Origin of the sequence: Pseudomonas quebecensis, assembly GCF_026410085.1 — a bacterium.
GTDB classification, from domain to species: domain Bacteria; phylum Pseudomonadota; class Gammaproteobacteria; order Pseudomonadales; family Pseudomonadaceae; genus Aquipseudomonas; species Aquipseudomonas quebecensis.
This window is the reverse complement of the sequence record NZ_CP112866.1, coordinates 5,113,027-5,135,354: the sequence shown is the minus strand read 5'-3', so window position 1 is coordinate 5,135,354 and position 22,328 is coordinate 5,113,027. Positions and strand designations below refer to the sequence as shown.

Genomic DNA, 22,328 nt, shown 5'->3' with positions numbered 1-22,328 from the left:
AAGAGCGCGCGCATTGGGACGACTTTTCCATAAAGCTTTCGAGCCTGGGGGCAATTACGCAGGGATGCAGACCCCTCGGCAAACGCCACTTACCTCGTCACCCTGTGACCGACCGCACAACTTTCCGACACAAACCTGAACCTTTTCGTACATTTGAAGGTCTTTACCGCGCCTACCCGCACGCGGTCGGCTGCATGGACTGCAGCGTTTTCAAAGACATTAAGGATTGATGTGAGCTTTTCCCCCCTTTATTCCCTTCTTCGCCACTGCCTTGTGCGGTGCTAAGGCGCGCGCCTGCGCGTTCGGCAAACGCGCCGAGGGCATGCATCCGGGACCTTTGATCCCGTCGTTCGATACACCTACTGCCGCCGGGCCTGTTGGCGGCTTTGACCTGTAGTTCATGGAGTTTGAAATGACGCGTAAGCCGTTCCAGAAAAGTCTGTTGGCAATCATGGTTGGCGCAATCAGCACGCAGGTGCTGGCGGTGGAAGTTGACCTTGGCGCAGGTAAGACCCAGTTTGTCAGCGAGACCTACAACGAGTCGCTGATCCTCACCGGGCAGACCACGCAGATCACCACGCCGACCCATTCGCCCCCAGCCGGGCTGGGTGTCGCCGATACTCATATCCAGGGTTCGTTGATCAATCGCGCAGATATCACGCTGGAATCACAAGGCAACACTATTCGTGCAATCGCTATCGACCCGATGTTCTGGACGGGCCCCGCCAATTTGAACCCCGGCACTGTCACGGGAGATGTGATTCAGGCGGGCAACGTTCTGATGCGCAACGGCAGTTATGAAGGGCTTGAGATCGGCGCCACCACGATTGGCGGCAGCGTCATCAACTCCGGCACTATCCGCTCGACGCCACCGGTGGGTACTGTAACGACTCCTGGTTACCTGGGTGGCGGTGAAGGCATTTATCTGCATGGCACTACCATTGCGGGTGATGTTTCCAACACCGGTGTGATCGATATGGCCGGCCCGGATGCGATTGGCTTGGTCCTCGACGTCAACAGCGGAACGCCGACTACTATCGGTGGCAAGCTGCTCAACTCGGGTTCGATCACCGCAACAGGCGACGGCGCTTGGGGCGTGGAAGTGGAAACCGCCACCAACCCCCTGCGGATTGAAAACAGCGGACTGGTTTCCGCCAATGGCAATGAGGCGAAGGGGCTGACATTTTATGCCGGCACCGTCGATTACATCCTCAACACCGGCATCATTGAAGCCAAGGGCGCGTCTGCCAATGCCTTCGACTTTTCCGGCGCCAGCTTTGCGCAAAACAGCGCCACGGGCGCGCGCGGTATCGTCAACCGTGGCCTCGTCGCAGCGGACGGCACAGCGATTCAGGTCGATGCGGCCAAGCAGGTCGCGACGTTTGAAATCAACCAACAAGCCGGCGAAATCCGCAGCAACTCCGGCACCGCCATCGACGCCGCCAACCTCGCTGCCCTGAACTGGACTGGCGGCAATATCGTCGGCGACCTGCTCAACCTCAACGCGGTCAACATCGACGGCCAGGCCGGCTTCAGCGGCCAGCGCATCATCGCCCCCGTCTCGGTCAATTCCGGCTCGCTGAACCTCGCTGCCCCAGGTACCGCCATCACCGGCAACCTCAACGTCGCCAGCGGCGCGGGCATCGATATGCACCTGTCCGACAGCGTCGTGCCGACCACGCCATACCTCACCGTCAACGGCGTCGCCCGCTTTGCACCGTCGTCGAAGCTTACGGTCAGCGCTCAACCGGGCGATTTCGCGCGCACTCACAACGGCACCCAATACACCCTGCTGCAAGCCACCAGCGTGCAAAACAATGGGCTGTCCGTGGCCAGTTCTTCGTCGTTGCTCAACGTGCTCAGCTACTCGGCCGATGCGCAAACGGTCAAGGCCGTGGTGGCGGTCAAGGACAACCAGCAAGTGCAGCAGGACCTGGCCGGTGTGGGCGCCAGTGCGGCGTCGGCCACGGCGGTCAACACGTTCAAGAACGGCGTACTCGGCCAGCTCGGCCAGGACGACCAAGTGTTCCAGGCCCTGGCCAACGCCGGCACCGCGCAGCAATTGGCGCAGGTGGGTGACCAGCTCAAGCCGGACGTCAACCGCGGCGCCCTCGATGTGGCGTTGTCCGGTCAAACCGTGGTCAACGGTGCAATCTTCAACCGCCTCACCGACCAGCGTGAAAGCCATCAGGTCGGCGGCGTGTGGGTGCAGGGCCTGAGCAGCAACATGGACCAGGATGGCCGTGGCGGCGATAACGGCTACTCGGCCAACAGCAGCGGCATGGCGGTCGGCGTGGATGGCAGTATGAACGACACCACGATCCTGGGCGTGGCGTACAGCTACCTCAATTCCAACCTCCACTCCGACCTGGGCAACAAGACCGACGTCGAAGGCCACGCGCTGTCGCTGTACGGTAACTGGTCGCTGCAAAACTGGTTCGCCGACGCCAGCCTCAGCTATGGCCACAACGACAACGACAGCAAGCGCCACATCGCCGGCACCACCGCCAAGGGCAGCTATGACAGCAATGTGTTGTCGGCCAGTGTGATCGGCGGCTACAGCTTCAAGCCGTCGCAGGCAGTGGTGATCGAGCCGCGTGTGGCTGCGCGTTATTCCAACGTGCGCATGGATGGCTACGACGAGAAAGGTTCATCGGCCTCCCTCAGCACTCGTTCGCAGCGTTACGAGGTGGGCGAGCTGGGCGCCGGCGTACGCCTGGCCGGCCACCTGCCGATGGGCGCGGGCAGCCTGCAGCCGGAAGCGACCTTGATGGCCTACCACGACCTGATGGGCGATCGCGTGGCGCAAACCTCCAGCTTCGTGGCCGGCGGTTCGGCGTTTACCGTGACCGGTGCGTCGGTGGCGCGTGACAGCTATGAGGCCAGCGTCGGCGTGAACTACCAAGTGTCGGACTTCACCGTCGGCGCCAGCTACACCCGCCAGGCGCGCAGTGGTTTTGATGCCGATGGCGTGATGCTCAAGGCGCGCTACGCCTTTTAACTGCGAGGAGCGAGCAAGCTCGCTCCTAAGCTTTTTTGGATTCAAGGAGCTTTCAATGAAACTGCATCGTCTGTTCATATCGCTCGCTGCGCTGGCGACCTGCACCAGCAGCTTCGCCGCAGCACCGGCCCTGCAAGGTTTCCTCGCGTGCGACCAGAACTCCCTGGCGGTGGTGAACCAGCCAGGCCTCAAGGAGCGTGTGCCCCATGGGCTGGAGAGCGGCAAGCTCACCTTCAGCGGCGGCACCAAGACCGATATGGGCCAACGCTGGATGTTCGATACGCCGCTGACACTCGACGGCATAACCCTGACCGGCTTTTTCGCCGAAGACCAGGACCTGATGGGCTCGCGCATTATCGGCTGGGGCTTCTACACCGAGCAGGCGCCCGACGCACTTTACGCACAGCTGAGCAAAGCGCCGGGCACCGAACTGGAGAAGGCCAACGGGATCTATGCCCGCCCGCAGATCTGGTCGCATAAGCAATCGGCCTGGGTGCCAGAGGGCGGCGACACCGCGGGCAAGCTGGTTACCGATACGGCCGAGCGGATCTTGATGGTCGAGCCCGCGCCCAGTGACCTGGCCAAGACCAGCAAAGGCATGATCACCTGTTCCGTGCAGGGCGCGGTCAACGAGGCCATGCTTAGGGCCTCTCGGCCGGACCTGATCAAGTGAGCTGAGGTCGGTAACCAAACCGCAGGCATGTTCAATGCCTGCGGTGTTCTCTGTTTATTCGCGAGCCAGCTCACTCCTGCACGAAACATCTTGAGAACCCCTCTCAACTCCGTAAAATGCCGCCACTGTTTAAAGCACGATACTTTTCAGGGACGAATTCAGACATGCGCGCATTTGCCGTATTCCTCGCCGTCTGCCTCCTGGCGGGCTGCGCCTCCAAGCCGGATTACTACATCTCGCCGGTGCCGGTGACCATTCCCAAAACCGCCACGTATTGGCTCGACACTTTCGATGTGGAGGTGGTGGGCAAGAACGAACGCTTCCTGCCCGATGACAAAGTGCGCCAGCAACTGGGCGTCGATCTGGTCGACCGTCTGCTCAAGGCCAAGCGCTACGCCACCAGCAAAGACAAAGCCGATTACCTGCTGGATGTGAACGTGGTCTACACCCGTCGCATTCAAGACTCCAAGGGCGGTTTCATCACGACCATCGTTGACGACAACACCATCCTCGCCAGTGTCGACTTCAACTACCAGGTGAAGGTCAAGAGGGCCGGTGCCGAGGTGCTGCATTTTTCCCAGGTGCGCGAGGGGCTGATGCCGCGCGGATACCAAGGTGACTGGCAGAACATGAAGACCTTGGCCGGGGTGTTGACCAACACGGGCAACTCCAGCGTCGAGACGTTCTATACCGGTTTATTGAGCCGTTTCATTGTCGATGACCTGCGCGATATTCCGTCCCGCTAGCGTTATCGGTTGCACCCGATTTTCCACTTAGGAGCACCTTGTGAAAACACTCTGCAAAACCCTGCTGTCCGGCCTCACCGCCGCAGCGCTGCTGACCGTGGCCGGTTGCGCCACCGAAAGCAACCGCGCGATGCCGGTGGAACAAGTCGCCAGCGCCAACGTCGCCTATTCCGGCGTGCGTGTGCCGATTGCCGTGGGCAAGTTCGACAACCGCTCCAGCTACATGCGCGGCATCTTCTCCGACGGCGTCGACCGTCTCGGCGGCCAGGCCAAGACCATCCTCATCACCCACTTGCAGCAGACCAACCGCTTCAGCGTGCTGGACCGCGACAACATGGGCGAAATTTCCCAGGAAGCCAAAATCAAAGGCACCGTGCAGAAGCTCAAGGGCGCGGACTATGTAGTGACCGGCGATGTGACCGAGTTCGGCCGCAAAGAAACCGGCGACCGCCAGCTGTTCGGCATCCTCGGCCGTGGCAAGACCCAGGTGGCTTACGCCAAAGTCGCGTTGAATATCGTCAACATCAACACCTCCGAAGTGGTGTATTCCACCCAGGGCGCCGGTGAGTACGCACTGTCCAACCGTGAAGTGGTCGGCTTCGGCGGCACCGCCAGCTACGACTCCACCCTCAATGGCAAGGTCCTGGACCTGGCCATGCGCGAAGCGATCAATCGCCTGGTCGACGGCATCAACGCCGGTGCCTGGAACCCGCGCAACTGATCAGCAGCACCTCAAGGAGCAGTACACGGATGAGCAAGGCAGTTAAGTCAGCGCTGATGCTGGCAGCAATCGCAGCGGTCGCCGGGTGCCAGACGGCGCCCCAACCCCTGTATCAATGGGAAAGCTACCAGCCGCAGGTCTACGAATACTTCAAGGGCGAGCCCAAGGAAGCACAGGTGGAAGCACTGGAGCGCGACCTGCAGAAGATCAACGCCAGTGGCCGCAAGGCGCCGCCGGGTTACCACGCCCACCTGGGCATGCTGTACCTGAGCATGGGCAAGGATGACCAGATGGTGCAGGAGTTTCGCACCGAGAAGGCGCTGTTCCCCGAATCCGCCGCCTACATGGACTTTCTGCTGAAAAACGCCAAGACCGGAGTCGCGACTAAATGAGCCTGTTAAAACTCACCGGCGCCCTGCTGGCCCTGGCCTTGCTCGGCGGTTGCGCGGCCCCCAAGACCGTCGATTACACGGCGTATAAACAAGCGCGGCCCAAGTCAATCCTGGTGCTGCCGCCGCTCAATGAGTCGCCGGAAGTGCAGGCGTCCTACAGCCTGGTATCGCAGGTGACGTACCCGCTGGCCGAAGCCGGCTACTACGTGCTGCCGATTGCTCTGGTGGACGAAACCTTCCGCCAGAACGGCCTGACCACCGCCAACGATATCCAGGCAGTGCCGCCGACCAAGCTGCATGACATCTTCGGCGCGGACGCGGCGTTGTACATCACCGTCACCGAGTACGGCACCAAGTACATGCTGATCTCCAGCGACACCGCCGTGACCGCTTCGGCCAAACTGGTGGACCTGCGCACCGGCACCACCCTGTGGACCGGCACCGCACGCGCTTCCAGCGAAGAAGGCAACAACAACAGCGGTGGTCTGATCGGCATGCTGATCACCGCGGCGGTCAAGCAGGTGATCAACAGCTCTACCGACGCCGCGCACCCGATTGCCGGTATCACCAGCGCGCGCCTGCTGTCGCCGGGGCAACGAGCGGGGATTCTGTATGGTCCGCGCAACCCCAAGTACGGCACGGACTGACCCGGCGCGTCAGGTCGGCCTGCTGGAAGGACGTTGCAGGGCCTCGCGGTGACTTTGGATCAGGTCGATGGGTGTGGCATGACCCAGGGATTCGCGGCGCCCGTCCACCGTGCCGATAATCGAGCCGTTGTGCAGCGCGACGATTTCGCCGGTCTCGACGCTGATCAGCGGTGAGCCGGAGGTGCCGGGAACCTTAAAGGCATCATGGTAGAACGAGGTTTGCCCGACGCTGTCCTGGTGGTAGGCCTTGAGCGTCGTCGGCTGGCCGCTGGCGTTCAGGAATGAGATGCCAAGGGACGCCTGGCCGTGGTTGGGCATGAAGATCTTCTGCCCCGGCAGGGCGCTGTGGTTTGTCGCCAGCCTGAGCGGCGTGAACTGGCGGGCCAGCGCGGTTTTTGCCTCGGCGGGCAGGTCCACGCGCAGTGTTGCGTAATCCAGCCGCGCGTCGCTGCTTTGGGGCGTGACGCTCAGCGGCACCTTGCGCGCCACCTTTAGCCGGCCGCTGCTGTCTTCCTCGCAGCCTAACCAGAGTTCCAGCCTGCTGCCCTTGGCGAGTGCCGCGTGCACGTGCTGATTGGTCAGCACGCTGTTGCCACCATCGATCAGCGACCCCGTGCCCAGCGAGCGCTGATGCACGCGCTCGTACCCCCATGAGTCACGCATCACACTCACCTCGCGCAGGCTGCCCACGGCCTTCGCGGACGTGTGCATGGGCGTGCCTTTGAGGGCGGCGCTGGGTACGTTCTGTGACGCAATCGGTGCCTGCCGGTTAGCCAATGCAGGGGCAGGGGCGGGTGCCTGCGGAATCAGTGGCATAGGCGTCGCGGGAGCCCGCGCTGTATGGCTGATCACGTCCCCAGGCTTGATTGCCCCGTGGCTCGTGATCAGCAGGTCGGCCTGCGCGGAACCGTCCAGGTCAATGGCCAGGCTGTGCAGGCGGGTCTGCGGGTTGTAGTCGATTACCGCTTCGCCGGCACGGCCGCTGAAGCGCCAGACAAACGTCAGGCCGTTGACGTTGGCGTTTTTCAATGCGGCGGACACGTCGAGTGTGTCCTGGCCGCTCTTGAAATCCATGATCAGGTCCGGCCGCTGCACCGTGGAATCGCTGGCGTGGGTGTAGATAAACGTGTTGCGGCCACGCCCACCGGTCAGCGTGTCGGCGCCCCGGCCGCCGGTGAGGCGGTTGTCCACATGGTTGCCGATCAGATGGTCGTCGCCCGTGCCGCCGCTGGCGTTTTCCAGGGTCACGCCCTTGGCGATGGACACATTGCCCTGCATGCCGCCGACATCGGAAAAATGCTCCGCCCGCAGGTCGATGATCTGGTCGTGATGGAAGCCGGAGAAGTCCAACGTATCGTTGCCACCCGCGTCCCATACACAAAACAACGGCGCGTCGGCTGCTGAGTGAAGGCTGAGAAAGTCGCGCCCGGAATTGGAGTTGAAGCCGTAGACCGTGTCGGTGTCGCGGGTAGTGAGATTGGCGCCGTAGCGCTTCTGAAGGGCGCTGATGTCATCCATCATCGGTGCGCTGGGATAGTAGGTTTGCTGGTTCTTTCGGTGAGCGTGCCCTCGGTGGCCTTCCCACCAATAGCTCATGACACTGTAGGCGCGAGTGTCCTCGGCATAACGGGCGTGCCGGGCGTAACTGCCGCTGTTGTTGTAGTGACCAGGATGGGCGAGGCCGAGGGTGTGGCCGATTTCATGAGTCAATAAATGTCGACTGAAACTGCCGTGTGAAAAAGGCCGGTTCTTGCCGTCCGATGCGAACCAGGCATGTGCGCCTTCGAGCGCGCCTGGGGGGTAGGACGCATACGCCGACAAGCCGCTGTCGGCAATATTTCCAAGCACCAGGTGCCCTTCGGCATCAGCTGCCTTTTCGGTGAACGACAGTCGCGCCACATCAGCCCACGCTTGCATGGACAGCCTGGCCTGCTGCTTTTGAACGGTACTGAACTCATTGGCGCCGGCGGGCGTGCGGTGGTTGGCTTGCGAGGGGGTAAAGAATCGGTAGGACAGGCGGGTGGTGCCGTCCAGATTACGGTCGCTCCAATGCCGGCCCATGCGCAGCAGTTGGTCAGCGGCTTGATCGGTGCTGTAGGAGGGTTTGCGCGGTGTGGCAGGCGGCGAGGCATCGCCAGCATAGTCAACCGAACGTGCGGTCCTCTGGCTTATGTACGTCATGTTGTCGGTTCCGGTTGATAAGGCTCCCTGTTGTTCGCAAACGTCTGATAGGGAGCGGGGCTTCCGATAGGTGGTCTTGGGATAATCCTGGTTCACGTCGCGTGTTTAACCAAGTGTGAGTGGAGGCTTACGTCACCGGTTCTGCGATTTAACCCGAACCCCTCATGACGTGCGTCTGACCTTGTGAACGGATCATTCACACTTGAGGTTCAGCCCATGTCCCGTCCTTCGCTATTCCTGCGTCCTGCTACCCAAGGCTTTGTCGTTACCCTGATGGTGGCGCTCACCGGTTGTGGAGTGCCGTCCTCCCAGGATGTGACGCCACCCGCCGACACGGGCCCGATCTCCCGGTTGGAAGCCGACACCGTGCAAGGCGCACTGAGCAAACCCATGCCGATGTCCGCGCCGATGCCCGCCCCCCTGGCGATGCAGGAATCGAAGGTGATGGACTACCGCAGCGAACCCCGTGAGCACTACGCCAACCTGGCGGATAACCCGGTGCACCGCGTGGCTGAAACGCCGGTGTCCACGTTCAGCGCCGATGTCGATACCGGCAGCTACGCCAACGTACGGCGTTTCCTCAATCAAGGCAGCCTGCCGCCCGAAGGTGCCGTGCGACTGGAGGAAATGGTCAATTACTTCCCCTATCACTATGCGCTGCCTACCGATGGCTCACCGTTCGGTGTGACCACCGAAGTCGCCGCCACCCCGTGGAACCCGCACACCCAGTTACTGCGTATCGGCATCAAGGCTAGCGACCGCGCGGTGGCGCAGCTGGCCCCGGCCAACCTGGTGTTCCTGGTGGATGTGTCCGGCTCGATGGACCGTCGCGAAGGCTTGCCGCTGGTGCAAAGCACCTTGAAATTGCTGGTCGATCAATTGCGCGAGCAGGACCGCGTGTCGCTGGTGGTCTACGCCGGCGAGTCCCGCGTGGTGCTCAAACCTACGTCCGGGCGCGACAAGGCTACGATCCGTACCGCCATCGACCAGCTCACCGCCGGTGGCGCCACGGCCGGCGCATCCGGTATCGAACTGGCCTACCAGATGGCCCGCGAAGGCTTTATCGACAACGGCATCAACCGCATCCTGCTGGCCACCGACGGTGACTTCAACGTCGGCGTCAGCGACTTCGACAGCCTCAAGCAGATGGCCGCGCAGCAGCGAAAAAGCGGTGTGTCCCTCACGACCTTGGGCTTTGGCGTGGACAACTACAACGAGCACCTGATGGAGCAACTGGCCGATGCCGGCGATGGTAACTACGCCTACATCGACACCTTGCGTGAAGCGCGCAAGGTGCTGGTGGACCAGCTCAGCTCGACCCTGGCGGTGGTCGCGCGGGATGTGAAATTGCAGGTGGAATTCAACCCGGCGCGGGTCAGTGAATATCGCCTGCTCGGCTACGAAAATCGTGCCCTGAAGCGTGAGGATTTCAACAACGACAAAGTGGACGCGGGAGAGATCGGCGCCGGCCATACGCTCACCGCGTTGTACGAAATTGTGCCCAAGGGTGAGAAAGGCTGGTTGGAACCGCTACGCTATGCCGGCGCGCCTGCGGCCGAGGGGCAAGCCGATGAACTGGCAATGCTGCGCGTGCGCTACAAGCCTGCCGCAGGTGGCGATAGCCGCTTGATCGAACGGCCAATCCCTGGCCAAACCACCCAGGGCAGCGACGATTTGCGCTTTGCGGCGGCAGTGGCTGCGTTCGCCCAGCAACTCAAGGGCGATGGCCGCTACACTGGCGGCATGACGTTGAAAGACACCGCCGCACTGGCCCGCTCGGCACGAGGCGACGACCCGTTTGGCCTGCGCAACGAATTCGTGCAACTGGTGGAGCTGGCCCAAAGCCTCAAGCCCTGAGCTCGAACACAACATATTTGTTACTGATACACCGCCATCGGGAGCAAGCTCCCTCCCACCTTTGAACCGCGTTAACTTTACAAAAGGAGTGCGCCCCCTACATGGCTGTTCCAGATGACCCCTCCAGCGACGAAGCGCTGCTGGCCCGCTACCGAGCCGGTGACGCCGCTGCGTTCGAAGTCTTGTACGCCCGGCATCGCCAAGGCCTGTATCGCTTCCTCGTGTCCCTGAGCAACAAGGCCGAGCTGGCCGAGGAAATCTACCAGGACACCTGGCTCAGCCTGATCCGCAGCGCCACTTCGCCACAAGGCCGGGCGAGCTTTCGCACGTGGCTGTTCCAGATTGCGCGCAACCGCCTGATCGACCACTGGCGCAAGCACGGCATCCACAACCCGCTGCACGACAGCTACGATGAGCAACTGCATGCCCAGCCCGACCACGGCCCCGGCCCCGAGCAGCAATTGAGCCTGAGCCGCGACCAGGCGCGTCTCGACGCGGCCCTGCAAGACTTGCCCGAGGACCAGCGCGAAGTGTTCCTGCTGCGCCTGCATGGCGACCTCGACGTACCGCAAATCGCCGCGCTCACTCAAACCCCGCTGGAAACCGTAAAAAGTCGCTTGCGCTACGCCCAGCAGAAACTGCGTCGCCTGCTGGCTGAGGAGGTACCTGTATGACTGACCCCCGACACACACCTGACGACCAACTGCTCCAGCATTTTCGTCAACACGTCACCGGCGAGCCGCCCGCGTCCCTCGATGCCTTCATCCTCAACGCCGCCCGCCGCGAAGCCCCGACGCCGCAACCGAACCTGTGGCAACGCTGGCTGCAGGCCTGCCAACGACCACGCTGGCAAATGGCGTTCGCCACGGTTGCCGGTGTTGCGCTGATGATCGGCGTGGTCATGCGCTCGCCGGTGCCGCAACCCGAAGTGTCCCCCGCGACCTTCTCCGCGCTCCACGACCAAGCTCCACCTCCGGCACCCGCCCCTGCGCCGATGGCACGTATGGCTGTAGCACCCAAGGCCGAGAGTGCCCAGGCCGAAATCACCGGCTCGCTGGCCCAGGCCCCAGCGGCCAAACCGTTGAGCAAGCGCGCGCCGCCGGCGTTGCCGACATTGGAGCAAGGGTTGCAGGAAATTGTGAACCTGCGCGCAGCAGGCCAAACCCGAGCGGCGGATGAAAAACTGCTGGCGCTGCACCAGCGCTTTCCCCAGGAGGATTTGCCGGCGCGGTTGGAGGCGCTGCAGCCGCGCTGAAACCAGGCCCACGAAAAAGCCCCAGGTCTTTCAACCTGGGGCTTTTTTACGCTGCGCCTTCAGCGCCGCCCTTCCAGCGCCATGCGCACAGCCAGCCCTGCCAGCACCGTCCCCATCAACCAGCGCTGTACCCATTGCCATAGTGGTTTGGCCGCCAGAAACGTGGCGATGGAGCCCGCCGACAGGGCGATCAACGCGTTAACGCTCACACTGATCATGATCTGGGTAAACCCCAGCACGAGGGACTGCGCCAGCACACTGCCGTGGCCGTCGGGCACGATGAATTGGGGCAGCAACGACAGGTATATCACCGCGACTTTAGGGTTCAGCAGGTTGGTGACAAAGCCCATCATAAACAACCTGCGCGGCCCGTCCCGAGGCAGATCGCGCAACTGAAACGCCGAACGACCACCGGGCTTCACCGCTTGCCAGGCCAGGTACAGCAAATACAATGCGCCGCCGAGCTTGAGCGCGTCATACGCAAAGGGCACCGCCATCAGCAGAGCGGTAATACCCAGCGCCGCGCAGAGCATATAAACCACAAAACCCAACGCCACGCCGCCCAGGGAAATCAAGCCCGCGACCCGCCCTTGGCAGATCGAGCGGGAGATCAGATAGATCATGTTCGGGCCTGGCGTCAGCACCATCCCGAGGCAAATCAGACCAAACGCCAGCAGGCTCGACAGTTCGGGCATGGGGTAACTCCTGTAGGTAACGCCAGCCGTGGGCGCGTGGTCGCGAGTGGCTGGATGCGCACGATGGTAGGGCCGCCGAAGACGGCGCGTTAGATACAGATGGCCCGACAAAACGTCATACAGGCACGCAGCGATGAGACGGAGCGTCCCAATTGCTCAGCGCTTTCTCAGAGGGCTGATTCAAGGCGTCTCATTCGACGGTGATTGCGGCCAGCGGGGGTTGTGCCACGGATCGCTCTAAAAAACGCCTGTTCGAGGATTTTCGCGCAGATGGCACCGGCCTTGCTCTGGCCCTCGCAACCCCGTCGGGGTTCGTCACTCACTGCCGTTTCAAGGAGCCTTGCCATGACCCTAACGATCAATCCGCAACGCAGCATGCGTGCCGCTGTCTGGCACGGCCGCCACGATATCCGCGTGGAAGATGTGCCCCTGCCCGACGCGCCGCCCGCCGGCTGGGTGCAGATCCGCGTGCAATGGTGCGGCATCTGCGGCTCCGATCTGCATGAGTACGTGGCCGGCCCGGTGTTTATCCCGGTCGACGCGCCACACCCGCTGACCGGCATCAAGGGCCAGTGCATTCTCGGTCATGAGTTCTGTGGCGAAATCGTTGAGATCGGCGCCGGCGTGGAGGGCTTCAGCGTCGGTGAACCGGTGGCGGCCGATGCCTGCCAGCATTGCGGCACCTGCTACTACTGCACCCACGGGCTGTACAACATCTGTGAAAACCTGGCGTTCACCGGGCTGATGAACAACGGCGCCTTCGCCGAACTTGTCAACGTACCTGCCAACCTGCTGTACAAGCTGCCCGCCAACTTCCCCGCCGAAGCCGGTGCACTGATCGAGCCGCTGGCGGTGGGCATGCACGCGGTGAAAAAGGCCGGTAGCCTGCTGGGGCAAAACGTCGTAGTGGTCGGCGCCGGCACCATCGGGCTGTGCACCATCATGTGCGCCAAAGCAGCGGGCGCGGCGCAAGTGATCGCCCTGGAAATGTCCGCAGCCCGCAAGGCCAAGGCCCGGGAGGTAGGCGCGACCCACGTACTCGATCCCAACCAATGCGACGCCCTGGCCGAAGTCCGCCGCCTCACCGGCGGGCTCGGCGCGGATGTCAGCTTTGAATGCATCGGCAACAAACACACGGCCAAACTTGCCATCGACCTGATCCGCAAAGCCGGCAAGTGCGTGCTGGTGGGCATCTTCGAAGAACCCAGCGAATTCAACTTCTTCGAGTTGGTGGCCACGGAGAAACAGGTACTCGGCGCGTTGGCCTATAACGGCGAGTTCGCGGATGTCATCGCGTTTATCGCCGATGGGCGGCTGGATATCACGCCGTTGGTGACGGGGCGTATTCAGCTGGAACAGATCGTGGGGGAAGGTTTTGAGGAATTGGTTAAAAACAAGGAACACAACGTGAAGATCATTGTGTCGCCGGCGCGGGTTTGAAGGGGGATGTGATCCCAACACACATGAAAAAGCCCCAGGTCTTTCGACTTGGGGCTTTTTCATGTGTATCTGGTGCACCCGGCGGGATTCGAACCCACGACCCCTGCCTTCGGAGGGCAGTACTCTATCCAGCTGAGCTACGGATGCGATGCGGGCGCCATGATACTCATCTGGCCGGGGGGCGTCCAGTTGCAGGGCGGTGAAGGGGCAAATCAGGGCAAGGTCTTACGTCTGCGGCAGGTGGCTGTGCTGGTGTTTGTGGTCTTTTGGCAGAGTCGTCTTGTTTTGCTCATGCCAGCGCGTCAAAGCATCAGCGCCGCCTTCCGCGTGGGCAAACACCGGCAGGGTGATGATTGAAGCGAGCGCGATCCACTTGAATAACGTGTTCATTCTGCAAGTACCTTCGTGAGTGGGAATAAGCAGTCGGCAATACCGCGAAAGCGGCCGACCTTCAGGTGATGGCGGTCGTTGCGTTTTCGTATTGCTCCAGCAACCAGGCCAGGTCTCGGTAACGTGCTGCCCACTGCTCGGCGCCCAGGCGCTGCATGGACTTGGCTGCTCTGCGTGCTTGAGCGGCGCTGATGGCGGTGTGGTCAGCCGACTGGGCCAGCCTTCTGGTGGCCGTGGCCGCGCAGCGAGCAATTGGCGAGCCGGGGGCCAGGCGACGTATGTGTCGTTGTAGCCGTGCGAGTTCACGGCTGAGTTGGAGCGATAAATAGCCAGCCTCGCAGTCACCCTGACGGTCGGCGCCCAACAGGCTTTTCAAGGAGACGATGCGGTGCTGCTGTTGCGCTTGCCACTTGCGATGATTGAGCGTTGCTCCTCGACGCAGAAGCCGGCGCGTGGCGGTAAGCAGCGACTGTTTAAGTGCCTGCACAGTGTGCTGGGGCTTTTTGGGAACGACGTTGAACGCCAGCAGACAGATACCCATCGCGACGAACCAGGCGAGCACTTGGTTGATGAATTCGGCGAAGTCGTAATGAGCGGTCGCGCCGGTGCTGACCAGCGTGTTGAACGCAATCAGGTAGGCAATCCCGGTGAGGGCCTGTCGAGGTCGGGTGGTGGCATGAATGCCGAATGACCAGAACATCGCCAGCATCACTGCGAGCAGTGGAAAGCCATTGATCGACGGCATCAGTAAGAATTTGCACACCACTGCGGCCAACGTGGCGTAAAGAGTCCCTTTAATGAAGCCGATGACGCCTTGAACCGGGTCGGGCCCTGCAGCCGACAGGGTGCAGCAGGGCCCCAGCACCGCCAGCAGGGTGGGGCCTTGATTCCAGGCGCTCAGGTACCACACGGCGCCGGCGACCAGGGTGGCGCCCAAGGCTCGGATACCGTTGCGTATGGCGTCCTGATAGTTGCGATGAAACCCGGCCACGGCGTGGCGCGCTTGAGTGTTGCGTTCAAGGCTGGAGAAGCTGCGCAGGGCGTCGTGCAGGTCCGCCAGCTGTTCACGCAGACGCTCCATTTGTAACGGCGCGCGGGCAGACTCTGCTGAAAGGTCGTCAACCGATCCTGCGCTTACAAGCACGTTGATGAGTTGTTTCACCCGATCCGCCGCCGCGGTGAAATCGAGGGTTCGGTCGGTCAACGCCTGGCCCAGGTGACAGAGCGGGGTACTGATCCGGTTCAACCAATGCCCCGCAGCATCGCGATCGTTCAGGCGCCTGTCCATAACCGCCGATTGCAGCTGGGCGAGGCCGGTTTGAATAACCGGCAGACGCGTCCGGATAAGCACGGACTCACCCCAGCCGATGCCGAGAAGATCATCCACTCGCCCGATGTCCATCGAGAGCTGCGCGCGTCGTGAGACCAGCTCAGGCGTGTCCTCGCCCGCGAATCGATCAGACAGTTGACGTGCAGCGCGGGCAGACACGTCGACAAGCGTGTCCAGCAGCTTGCGATCAATGGTTTTACGACTGCCCAGCGTGGCGATAAGGCTGAGGCTGAATACACCGATCACCACGGCGGTGCCTCGGGTCACGATGTGATCGAAGCCTTGTTCGGGGGCGACAATGGCGGGGCCCAACGCCAGGCACACGGTGTACCCGGCGACGACCGCCGCCGTTGACTGGTAATGGCGCAGCACCGTCATTGCCGCCACACATAAGCCAAGCCACAGACCGACACCCAGAATGAAGAGCAGCATCTGCTGGGCGAACATGCCCAGCAGGATAAATGCCGCAGTGATGCCGATAAGGGTTCCAACCATACGGTTGAAACCCTTGCCGACCACCGCCCCTTGCACCGGATGCACCAGCAGGAGCACGGTGGACGCAGCCGAAAACGGCGAATCCAGTTGCAGCTCAAAACCCAGCCAGAGCGCAAGCGTCGCCGCGGCGATGCTGCGCCACACATAAGCGAACGTATCGGCCGTCCAGGGTAAAGGCAGTGAGTCGAGCACGCGCCGCAGATGCCCCACCATTACATGTACTCCTGAAGCCAGCTTATGAACCGCCAATGCGATGCCGACGTTGCCTCGACAATTTCAACGCTCGCGGTCATCCCGGCGGCCAGTTCGACCTCTGTCGGCACGTTATCCAGTTCGATGCGTACAGGTACGCGCTGGGCAAGGCGTATCCAGCTGAACGTCGGGCTGACTTGAGGTAATCCGCTGTCGCTGCGCAGCTCATTGCCGTCTGCGATCCCGCGCCCGATGCTGGCGACATGCCCCTGGAGTAATGGCGTGAACCCCATCAGCTTGATCGACGCTGGGGCGCCTTTGCGGATACGCGAAAGCTTGGTCTCTTCGAAGTAGCCGGTGACCCAGAAGCTGTGGCTATCGACCACGAAGATATTGGTCTCGCCTTGTGCCGCGTAATCGCCCGGCTGCAAACGAAGTTGAGTCACGTAGCCGTCCACCGGCGAACGTATCGTGGTGCGGTCCAGATCCAGCCGGGCCCTGGCCAATTGGCCCTGTGCGGCATCGAGGCGAGCCTTGGCGACATTCAGTACGCGGGCGGCGTTGTCGATTTCCTCACGGGCAATGGCGTCACCTAGGCGAGTGCGACGTTTGAATTGTTCGTTGCGTTGCTCAAACACACTTTGCGCTTCGGCCAGCTCCGCCGCCCGTTGGCGCTGGGCCAGCAAATAGTCGCGCTGGTCGATGCGGTAGAGCAGATCGCCTCTGGACACCCATTGATTATCAGCCACCGCCAGATGTTCGACTTGGCCGGACACCTCCGGGGCTATGCGGATAACTTGAGCGCTGACTCGCCCATCGCGGGTCCAGGGCGCCAGCACGTAGGCACGCCACAGCTGTATGCACAAGGCCAGGGCGACAAGGCCCAAAGCCAGGGTCGCGCAGGTCTTCAGGTATTTGACGGCAGACATAGGCGGCCTCACTTAAACCGTCAGAAACAGCGTGGCCAAAATGATCAGCAGCACAAAAAAGCGCGACAGGCTGGGATGCCAGGTCCACGCCAAGGGACCACCGACCCAATGTTTCAACGCTTGGTAGGCCAGTGCCGACGCGACCAGATAGGCCAGCAACGGAGGGATGTAGAGATTCGCAATGGACAGTTCACTCAGCATCTTCATCACCGGATATCGATAGGCCCGCAGGGCGCGGGCGGTACTTGATGAGAATGCTACGCAACAACCTGATGTGCCGATATCGACTACACTGCCAATTAATAGTCAAATCCAGCCAATGTGAGAGATGCCAATGCAGGACGTTCAGCGCCAGTCACAGGAGCAGTTCGAACTGGACGACCTTTGTCAGCCCGCCGTGGCGCTGATGCTCACGACACAGCAGAACGACAAGGAGTTTCCCGTCCATAAGCACCGCAAGGGCCAGTTGGTCGTGGCGTGTCGCGGCGGCATCGTGTGTACCGTGGAAGATGGGGTGTGGATGGTGCCGTCGGGATTCGGCGTGTGGATCCCCGCTGGCGTTGCGCACAGCAACCGGGTCACAGCGAATGGGCAAGTGTGTTTTCTGCTGGTTGAGCCGGAGGTGGCTGTGCTTCCGAAGCAATGCTGCACGTTGGTGCTGTCGCCGTTGATTCTCGAACTGATCTTTCATCTCAGTGAGCAGGACCCGGCGTACCCGCCTGACTCACCCACGGCACGCTTGACCGGCGTATTGCTCGAACAACTGGAAATGGCGCGTTGCGAGCAGCTGTATTTGCCCCTTCCGGCGGCTGCCCCATTGCGTGCCATCGCCAAGGCGCTGGCGCAGGCCCCCTCCAACCGCTCGACCATCGGCGATTGGGCGCGTGAGGTCGCCATGAGCGAGCGTTCGTTGGCGCGACTGGTGAAAAGCGAAACGGGCCTGACCTTTGGCCAGTGGCGCAGGCAATGGCAGTTGATTGTGGCGTTGCAGAGTCTGGCGGAAGGGGAATCCGTGCAGCGCACGGCCGAAATACTGGGTTATGAGTCGGTGAGTTCTTTTATCAGTATGTTCCGAAAAACCCTGGGGGCATCGCCGGCACGTTACGTGCGCAGTACGGGCATGGCCAAGCCTGCGGCAGTGCCTACGCTGGTCAGATAACGTCGGCGAATTCGCCGTTTTCGTTCTTTTTTTCGAACATCCTATTGCCCTGTACCCCCATTGATCCTAGGATTCGTTTGAGATTTCAAACGCTCTGTCTCCCGTGCGCTTTTTCGCTTCAATCGCGCGCAGGGGCTGATTTCCCTGACGGCAGCCCACAAGGCGCCTTTCAACAACTCTAATTCGCTCCGCGTGCGCGCGGTGCTGTTAAGGAAACCCGACATGCAGCTTAAAGATGCCCAGTTGTTCCGCCAGCAAGCCTTTATCGATGGCGCTTGGGTCGATGCGGACAACGGCCAGACCATCAAGGTCAACAACCCGGCCACCGGTGAGATTCTCGGCACCGTGCCAAAAATGGGCGCCGCGGAAACCCGCCGCGCCATCGAAGCCGCCGACAAGGCGCTGCCGGCCTGGCGTGCACTGACCGCCAAGGAGCGCGCCAACAAGCTGCGCCGTTGGTTCGAACTGCTGATCGAAAACCAGGAAGACCTCGGTCGCCTGATGACCCTCGAACAAGGCAAGCCGCTGGCCGAAGCCAAGGGCGAAATCGTCTACGCCGCGTCCTTTATCGAGTGGTTCGCCGAAGAAGCCAAGCGCATCTACGGTGACGTGATCCCCGGCCACCAGCCCGACAAGCGCCTGATCGTAATCAAGCAGCCGATCGGCGTAACCGCCGCCATTACCCCGTGGAACTTCCCGGCCGCGATGATCACCCGTAAAGCCGGCCCGGCCCTGGCCGCCGGCTGCACCATGGTCATCAAGCCAGCGTCGCAAACCCCATTCTCGGCCCTGGCCCTGGTTGAGCTGGCGCACCGTGCCGGTATCCCCAAAGGCGTGCTGAGCGTGGTCACCGGCAGCGCCGGCGACATCGGTGGCGAGCTGACCAGCAACCCGATCGTGCGCAAGTTGTCCTTCACCGGTTCGACCGAAATCGGTCGCCAATTGATGGCCGAATGCGCCAAGGACATCAAGAAAGTCTCCCTGGAACTGGGCGGCAACGCGCCGTTCATCGTGTTCGACGACGCTGACCTGGATAAGGCCGTCGAAGGCGCGATCATCTCCAAGTACCGCAACAACGGCCAGACCTGCGTCTGCGCTAACCGCCTGTACATCCAGGATTCGGTGTACGACGCGTTCGCCGAAAAACTCAAGGTGGCGGTGGCCAAGCTCAAGATCGGCAACGGTCTGGAGGAAGGCACCACCACCGGCCCGCTGATCGACGAAAAAGCCGTGGCCAAGGTGCAGGAACACATCGCCGATGCCCTGAGCAAAGGCGCCAGGCTGCTGGCCGGTGGCAAGGTCATGGAAGGTAACTTCTTTGAACCGACGATCCTGGTCGACGTGCCCAAAGACGCTGCCGTGGCCAAGGAAGAAACCTTCGGCCCGCTGGCGCCGCTGTTCCGCTTCAAAGACGAAGCCGAAGTGATCGCCATGTCCAACGACACCGAGTTCGGCCTGGCTTCCTACTTCTACGCCCGCGACCTGGGCCGTGTGTTCCGCGTGGCCGAAGCCCTGGAATACGGCATGGTCGGCGTCAACACCGGGTTGATCTCCAATGAAGTGGCGCCGTTCGGCGGCATCAAGGCCTCGGGCCTGGGCCGTGAAGGGTCCAAGTACGGGATCGAGGATTACCTGGAAATCAAATACCTCTGCCTGGGCATCTAAGCCCTGCAAGAGATTGCAGTAAACGCAGAGGGCACGAGAGCGCTGACCCTTTGCGTGTTTCACATCGTTATTCGTAGTGGCCGGGAAAGCTGTGGCAGTCGATCATCGCATGCTGCCGTAGTTGCCTCCCCGCCACGTATTCCTTGGACCACGCCACCCGATGAGTGGCGAATGAGGACTTTATGAGCAAGACCAACGCATCCCTGATGAAACGCCGCGAAGCCGCTGTACCGCGCGGGGTTGGCCAGATTCACCCGATCTTCGCCGAATCGGCGAAAAACGCCACCGTGACCGACGTTGAAGGTCGCGAGTTCATCGACTTCGCCGGCGGCATCGCCGTGCTGAACACCGGCCACGTGCATCCCAAAATCATCGCCGCCGTGACCGAACAGCTGAACAAGCTGACCCACACCTGCTTCCAGGTCCTGGCCTACGAGCCTTACGTGGAGCTGTGCGAAAAAATCAACGCCAAGGTTCCAGGTGATTTCGCCAAGAAAACCCTGTTGGTCACCACCGGTTCCGAAGCCGTCGAAAACGCCGTGAAAATCGCCCGCGCCGCCACGGGCCGTGCCGGCGTGATCGCGTTCACCGGTGCCTACCACGGCCGTACCATGATGACCCTGGGCCTGACCGGTAAGGTCGTGCCTTACTCGGCCGGCATGGGCCTGATGCCCGGCGGCATCTTCCGCGCGCTGTACCCGAACGAACTGCATGGTGTGAGCATCGACGATTCGATCGCCAGCATCGAACGCATCTTCAAGAACGATGCCGAACCGCGCGATATCGCCGCGATCATCATCGAGCCGGTGCAGGGTGAAGGCGGTTTCTACGTTGCGCCGAAAGCCTTCATGCAGCGCCTGCGCGAATTGTGCGACAAGCACGGCATCCTGTTGATCGCCGACGAAGTGCAAACCGGCGCCGGCCGTACCGGTACGTTCTTCGCCATGGAACAGATGGGTGTGGCCGCCGACCTGACCACCTTCGCCAAATCCATTGCCGGCGGCTTCCCGTTGGCCGGTGTGTGTGGCAAGGCCGAGTACATGGACGCCATCGCCCCAGGTGGCCTGGGCGGCACCTACGCCGGTAGCCCGATCGCCTGCGCCGCGGCACTGGCCGTAATGGAAGTATTTGAAGAAGAGCACCTGCTGGACCGCTGCAAAGCCGTCGGCGAGCGCCTGGTGTCTGGTCTGAAAGCCATCCAGGCCAAGTACCCGGTTATCGGCGAAGTGCGGGCACTGGGCGCGATGATCGCAGTCGAGCTGTTCGAAGACGGCGACAGCCACAAGCCGAACGCCGCCGCCGTAGCCGCCGTGGTGGCCAAAGCGCGCGACAAGGGCCTGATCCTGCTGTCCTGCGGCACTTACGGCAACGTACTGCGCGTGCTGGTACCGCTGACCTCGCCGGACGAGCAGTTGGACAAAGGCTTGGCGATTATCGAAGAGTGCTTCTCCGAACTCTGATAACCACCGCGCACAAAAAAAACCGCCTCGGCGGTTTTTTTGTGCGCGCCGTGGGGCTGCTTCGGGCGCGCTAGCAGTCGGCGGTGGCGACGATAATACGGTTCTTGCCTTGGCGCTTGGCTTCGTACATGGCCGCGTCGGCGCGGGCGAACAGGTTGTCCAGGGTTGAATCTTCCTCACTGAGATTGGCCAGGCCTTGGCTGACCGTCACGCCAAACGCCTGGCCTTCGTAGCTGAAATTCAGCGCCTGGATCTCCTTGCCCAGGCGCTCTGCCACCTGCAGTGCCATCTCCGGCGCGCAACCGGGCAGTACGGCGGCAAATTCTTCACCGCCGATGCGCCCGAACAGATCGCCACGGCGCAGTACTCCTCGGCCGCTTTCAGCGATACGCCGCAACACCTGGTCGCCTTCAAGGTGGCCGTAGGTGTCGTTGATGTCCTTGAAATCATCAATGTCCAGCAACAGAAAGGCCAGCGGCGCGCCTTGCACGCTGGCGGTGTCGAAGGCTTGGTTGGCGCACTCGAAGAAGTGCCGGCGGTTGCTGCTCTGGGTCAGCACGTCGGTGGTAGCCAGACGGTGCAGCTCCAGCTCCATCTGCTTTTTTTCAGTGATGTCCTCGGCCATGCCTACCACGATCACCGGCTCGCCGGGCTCGACCTGCTGGTTGATGTAGCACTTGTCGCTCAGCCAGCGAATCTTGCCCTCGGCAGTGATGATGCGGTACTCGCGGTCTTCCACAGCGCCCTGGTCCAGCACGCGGGCCATGCTGTGTTCGGCGTAATCGAGGTCTTCGGGGTGAATGCTGTTGCGCCATTCGCGGTGATCGGCGAGCAGCAGGCTGGCGGGGCGGCCGAATACTCGTTCGTAGGCCGGGCTGACGTACAGCACGCGGCGAGTCTCCCACTCCACGGCCCACAGCACGGCATTCACACTCACCAGCAGCGAGCTTAGAAGTTGCTCGCGCTCACTCAGCCGCTCGACCTCACCCTGGGCATGCACCAGCGCCAGCAGGGTCGAAGCCGCGGCCGGACGCGGTTGTTCAACTGCGGGCGGGTCGGGTAAGTGGGGCTTTTCTTGAACCATCGGCACATCTCTCTCT

Annotated in this window: 20 protein-coding genes and 1 tRNA gene; 13 read left to right on the top strand and 8 right to left on the bottom strand. The window is 61.9% G+C overall.

The features are described from left to right. The first annotated feature begins 412 nt into the window (after positions 1–412). From OSC50_RS23810 to OSC50_RS23785, 6 genes are all read left to right on the top strand, one after another. On the top strand, positions 413–3,001 hold the full coding sequence (locus tag OSC50_RS23810) for an autotransporter family protein (RefSeq protein WP_266245363.1): 2,589 nt from the start codon (positions 413–415) through the stop codon (positions 2,999–3,001). 55 nt (positions 3,002–3,056) lie between these two features. Continuing rightward, the gene (locus OSC50_RS23805) at positions 3,057–3,674 is read left to right on the top strand and encodes a hypothetical protein (protein ID WP_266245365.1); all 618 of its coding nucleotides are present in this window, start codon (positions 3,057–3,059) and stop codon (positions 3,672–3,674) included. A 164-nt stretch (positions 3,675–3,838) separates the two neighbouring features. Continuing rightward, positions 3,839–4,420 (top strand): hypothetical protein, encoded by a 582-nt coding sequence (locus OSC50_RS23800; RefSeq protein ID WP_266245368.1) that lies wholly within the window; start codon positions 3,839–3,841, stop codon positions 4,418–4,420. Between the two features lie 40 nt (positions 4,421–4,460). Continuing rightward, on the top strand, positions 4,461–5,141 hold the full coding sequence (locus OSC50_RS23795; RefSeq protein WP_034136417.1) for a CsgG/HfaB family protein: 681 nt from the start codon (positions 4,461–4,463) through the stop codon (positions 5,139–5,141). A 29-nt stretch (positions 5,142–5,170) separates the two neighbouring features. Next, positions 5,171–5,533: a DUF4810 domain-containing protein gene (locus tag OSC50_RS23790; protein WP_094066098.1), complete on the top strand. Its 363-nt coding sequence runs from the start codon at positions 5,171–5,173 to the stop codon at positions 5,531–5,533. Beyond that, the gene (locus tag OSC50_RS23785) at positions 5,530–6,180 is read left to right on the top strand and encodes a DUF799 domain-containing protein (protein ID WP_266245374.1); all 651 of its coding nucleotides are present in this window, start codon (positions 5,530–5,532) and stop codon (positions 6,178–6,180) included. Before OSC50_RS23790 ends, OSC50_RS23785 begins: the two co-directional genes overlap by 4 nt. 9 nt (positions 6,181–6,189) lie before the next feature. Here the strand turns inward: OSC50_RS23785 and OSC50_RS23780 are convergent, their stop codons facing one another. Then, complete coding sequence (locus OSC50_RS23780) at positions 6,190–8,361, bottom strand: M10 family metallopeptidase C-terminal domain-containing protein (protein WP_266245376.1); 2,172 nt, start codon at positions 8,359–8,361, stop codon at positions 6,190–6,192. Positions 8,362–8,577: 216 nt separating this feature from the next. Between OSC50_RS23780 and OSC50_RS23775 the strand changes: the two genes are divergently transcribed. The 3 genes from OSC50_RS23775 (at position 8,578) to OSC50_RS23765 (ending at position 11,473) form a co-directional block, all read left to right on the top strand. After that, positions 8,578–10,218: a vWA domain-containing protein gene (locus OSC50_RS23775; RefSeq protein ID WP_266245378.1), complete on the top strand. Its 1,641-nt coding sequence runs from the start codon at positions 8,578–8,580 to the stop codon at positions 10,216–10,218. 101 nt (positions 10,219–10,319) lie between these two features. Further along, on the top strand, positions 10,320–10,892 hold the full coding sequence (locus tag OSC50_RS23770) for an RNA polymerase sigma factor (protein WP_266245380.1): 573 nt from the start codon (positions 10,320–10,322) through the stop codon (positions 10,890–10,892). Then, positions 10,889–11,473, top strand: coding sequence for a hypothetical protein (locus OSC50_RS23765; protein ID WP_266245381.1), 585 nt, complete (start codon positions 10,889–10,891; stop codon positions 11,471–11,473). The genes OSC50_RS23770 and OSC50_RS23765 overlap by 4 nt, the downstream gene beginning before the upstream one ends. Positions 11,474–11,532: 59 nt before the next feature. Here OSC50_RS23765 and OSC50_RS23760 read toward each other — a convergent pair whose 3' ends face one another. After that, positions 11,533–12,168 (bottom strand): LysE family translocator, encoded by a 636-nt coding sequence (locus OSC50_RS23760; RefSeq protein ID WP_181081433.1) that lies wholly within the window; start codon positions 12,166–12,168, stop codon positions 11,533–11,535. Between the two features lie 375 nt (positions 12,169–12,543). Between OSC50_RS23760 and OSC50_RS23755 the strand changes: the two genes are divergently transcribed. Next, entirely contained in the window at positions 12,544–13,608 is a 1,065-nt protein-coding gene (locus OSC50_RS23755; protein ID WP_253511962.1) for a 2,3-butanediol dehydrogenase, read from the top strand. Between the two features lie 70 nt (positions 13,609–13,678). Here OSC50_RS23755 and OSC50_RS23750 read toward each other — a convergent pair. From OSC50_RS23750 to OSC50_RS23730, 5 genes are all read right to left on the bottom strand, one after another. Then, positions 13,679–13,755, bottom strand: a tRNA-Arg gene (locus OSC50_RS23750). 78 nt (positions 13,756–13,833) lie between these two features. Further along, positions 13,834–13,998, bottom strand: a complete 165-nt coding sequence (locus OSC50_RS23745) for a hypothetical protein (protein WP_266245383.1) — start codon at positions 13,996–13,998, stop codon at positions 13,834–13,836. A gap of 61 nt (positions 13,999–14,059) precedes the next feature. Beyond that, entirely contained in the window at positions 14,060–16,036 is a 1,977-nt protein-coding gene (locus OSC50_RS23740) for an FUSC family protein (RefSeq protein ID WP_266245385.1), read from the bottom strand. Next, entirely contained in the window at positions 16,036–16,944 is a 909-nt protein-coding gene (locus tag OSC50_RS23735; protein WP_266245387.1) for an efflux RND transporter periplasmic adaptor subunit, read from the bottom strand. The genes OSC50_RS23740 and OSC50_RS23735 overlap by 1 nt, the downstream gene beginning before the upstream one ends. Before the next feature lie 12 nt (positions 16,945–16,956). Next, positions 16,957–17,145, bottom strand: a complete 189-nt coding sequence (locus tag OSC50_RS23730; protein ID WP_181081442.1) for a DUF1656 domain-containing protein — start codon at positions 17,143–17,145, stop codon at positions 16,957–16,959. A gap of 133 nt (positions 17,146–17,278) precedes the next feature. Between OSC50_RS23730 and OSC50_RS23725 the strand changes: the two genes are divergently transcribed. The 3 genes from OSC50_RS23725 to gabT all read left to right on the top strand — a co-directional run bounded on the left by OSC50_RS23725 (position 17,279) and on the right by gabT (position 21,228). After that, positions 17,279–18,103, top strand: coding sequence for an AraC family transcriptional regulator (locus tag OSC50_RS23725; RefSeq protein WP_266245391.1), 825 nt, complete (start codon positions 17,279–17,281; stop codon positions 18,101–18,103). Positions 18,104–18,325: 222 nt separating this feature from the next. Further along, positions 18,326–19,768, top strand: coding sequence for an NADP-dependent succinate-semialdehyde dehydrogenase (gene gabD / locus OSC50_RS23720; protein ID WP_181081444.1), 1,443 nt, complete (start codon positions 18,326–18,328; stop codon positions 19,766–19,768). A 182-nt stretch (positions 19,769–19,950) separates the two neighbouring features. Continuing rightward, positions 19,951–21,228, top strand: coding sequence for a 4-aminobutyrate--2-oxoglutarate transaminase (gabT, locus tag OSC50_RS23715; protein WP_181081445.1), 1,278 nt, complete (start codon positions 19,951–19,953; stop codon positions 21,226–21,228). A gap of 70 nt (positions 21,229–21,298) precedes the next feature. On the opposite strand, the gene OSC50_RS23710 is transcribed toward gabT, so the two are convergent. Then, the gene (locus tag OSC50_RS23710) at positions 21,299–22,312 is read right to left on the bottom strand and encodes a GGDEF domain-containing protein (RefSeq protein WP_181081446.1); all 1,014 of its coding nucleotides are present in this window, start codon (positions 22,310–22,312) and stop codon (positions 21,299–21,301) included. Positions 22,313–22,328: the final 16 nt, after the last annotated feature.

Coding starts and splice junctions, on each gene's coding strand:
- OSC50_RS23755 (WP_253511962.1), top strand. CDS start 12,544: ATGCGTGCCGCTGTCTGGCACGGCCGCCACGATATCCGCGTGGAAGAT.
- OSC50_RS23770 (WP_266245380.1), top strand. CDS start 10,320: ATGGCTGTTCCAGATGACCCCTCCAGCGACGAAGCGCTGCTGGCCCGC.
- gabD (WP_181081444.1), top strand. CDS start 18,326: ATGCAGCTTAAAGATGCCCAGTTGTTCCGCCAGCAAGCCTTTATCGAT.
- OSC50_RS23780 (WP_266245376.1), bottom strand. CDS start 8,361: ATGACGTACATAAGCCAGAGGACCGCACGTTCGGTTGACTATGCTGGC.
- OSC50_RS23785 (WP_266245374.1), top strand. CDS start 5,530: ATGAGCCTGTTAAAACTCACCGGCGCCCTGCTGGCCCTGGCCTTGCTC.
- OSC50_RS23740 (WP_266245385.1), bottom strand. CDS start 16,036: ATGGTGGGGCATCTGCGGCGCGTGCTCGACTCACTGCCTTTACCCTGG.
- OSC50_RS23790 (WP_094066098.1), top strand. CDS start 5,171: ATGAGCAAGGCAGTTAAGTCAGCGCTGATGCTGGCAGCAATCGCAGCG.
- OSC50_RS23775 (WP_266245378.1), top strand. CDS start 8,578: ATGTCCCGTCCTTCGCTATTCCTGCGTCCTGCTACCCAAGGCTTTGTC.
- OSC50_RS23725 (WP_266245391.1), top strand. CDS start 17,279: ATGCAGGACGTTCAGCGCCAGTCACAGGAGCAGTTCGAACTGGACGAC.
- OSC50_RS23710 (WP_181081446.1), bottom strand. CDS start 22,312: ATGGTTCAAGAAAAGCCCCACTTACCCGACCCGCCCGCAGTTGAACAA.
- OSC50_RS23800 (WP_266245368.1), top strand. CDS start 3,839: ATGCGCGCATTTGCCGTATTCCTCGCCGTCTGCCTCCTGGCGGGCTGC.
- OSC50_RS23735 (WP_266245387.1), bottom strand. CDS start 16,944: ATGTCTGCCGTCAAATACCTGAAGACCTGCGCGACCCTGGCTTTGGGC.
- OSC50_RS23760 (WP_181081433.1), bottom strand. CDS start 12,168: ATGCCCGAACTGTCGAGCCTGCTGGCGTTTGGTCTGATTTGCCTCGGG.
- gabT (WP_181081445.1), top strand. CDS start 19,951: ATGAGCAAGACCAACGCATCCCTGATGAAACGCCGCGAAGCCGCTGTA.
- OSC50_RS23805 (WP_266245365.1), top strand. CDS start 3,057: ATGAAACTGCATCGTCTGTTCATATCGCTCGCTGCGCTGGCGACCTGC.
- OSC50_RS23745 (WP_266245383.1), bottom strand. CDS start 13,998: ATGAACACGTTATTCAAGTGGATCGCGCTCGCTTCAATCATCACCCTG.
- OSC50_RS23730 (WP_181081442.1), bottom strand. CDS start 17,145: ATGCTGAGTGAACTGTCCATTGCGAATCTCTACATCCCTCCGTTGCTG.
- OSC50_RS23765 (WP_266245381.1), top strand. CDS start 10,889: ATGACTGACCCCCGACACACACCTGACGACCAACTGCTCCAGCATTTT.
- OSC50_RS23810 (WP_266245363.1), top strand. CDS start 413: ATGACGCGTAAGCCGTTCCAGAAAAGTCTGTTGGCAATCATGGTTGGC.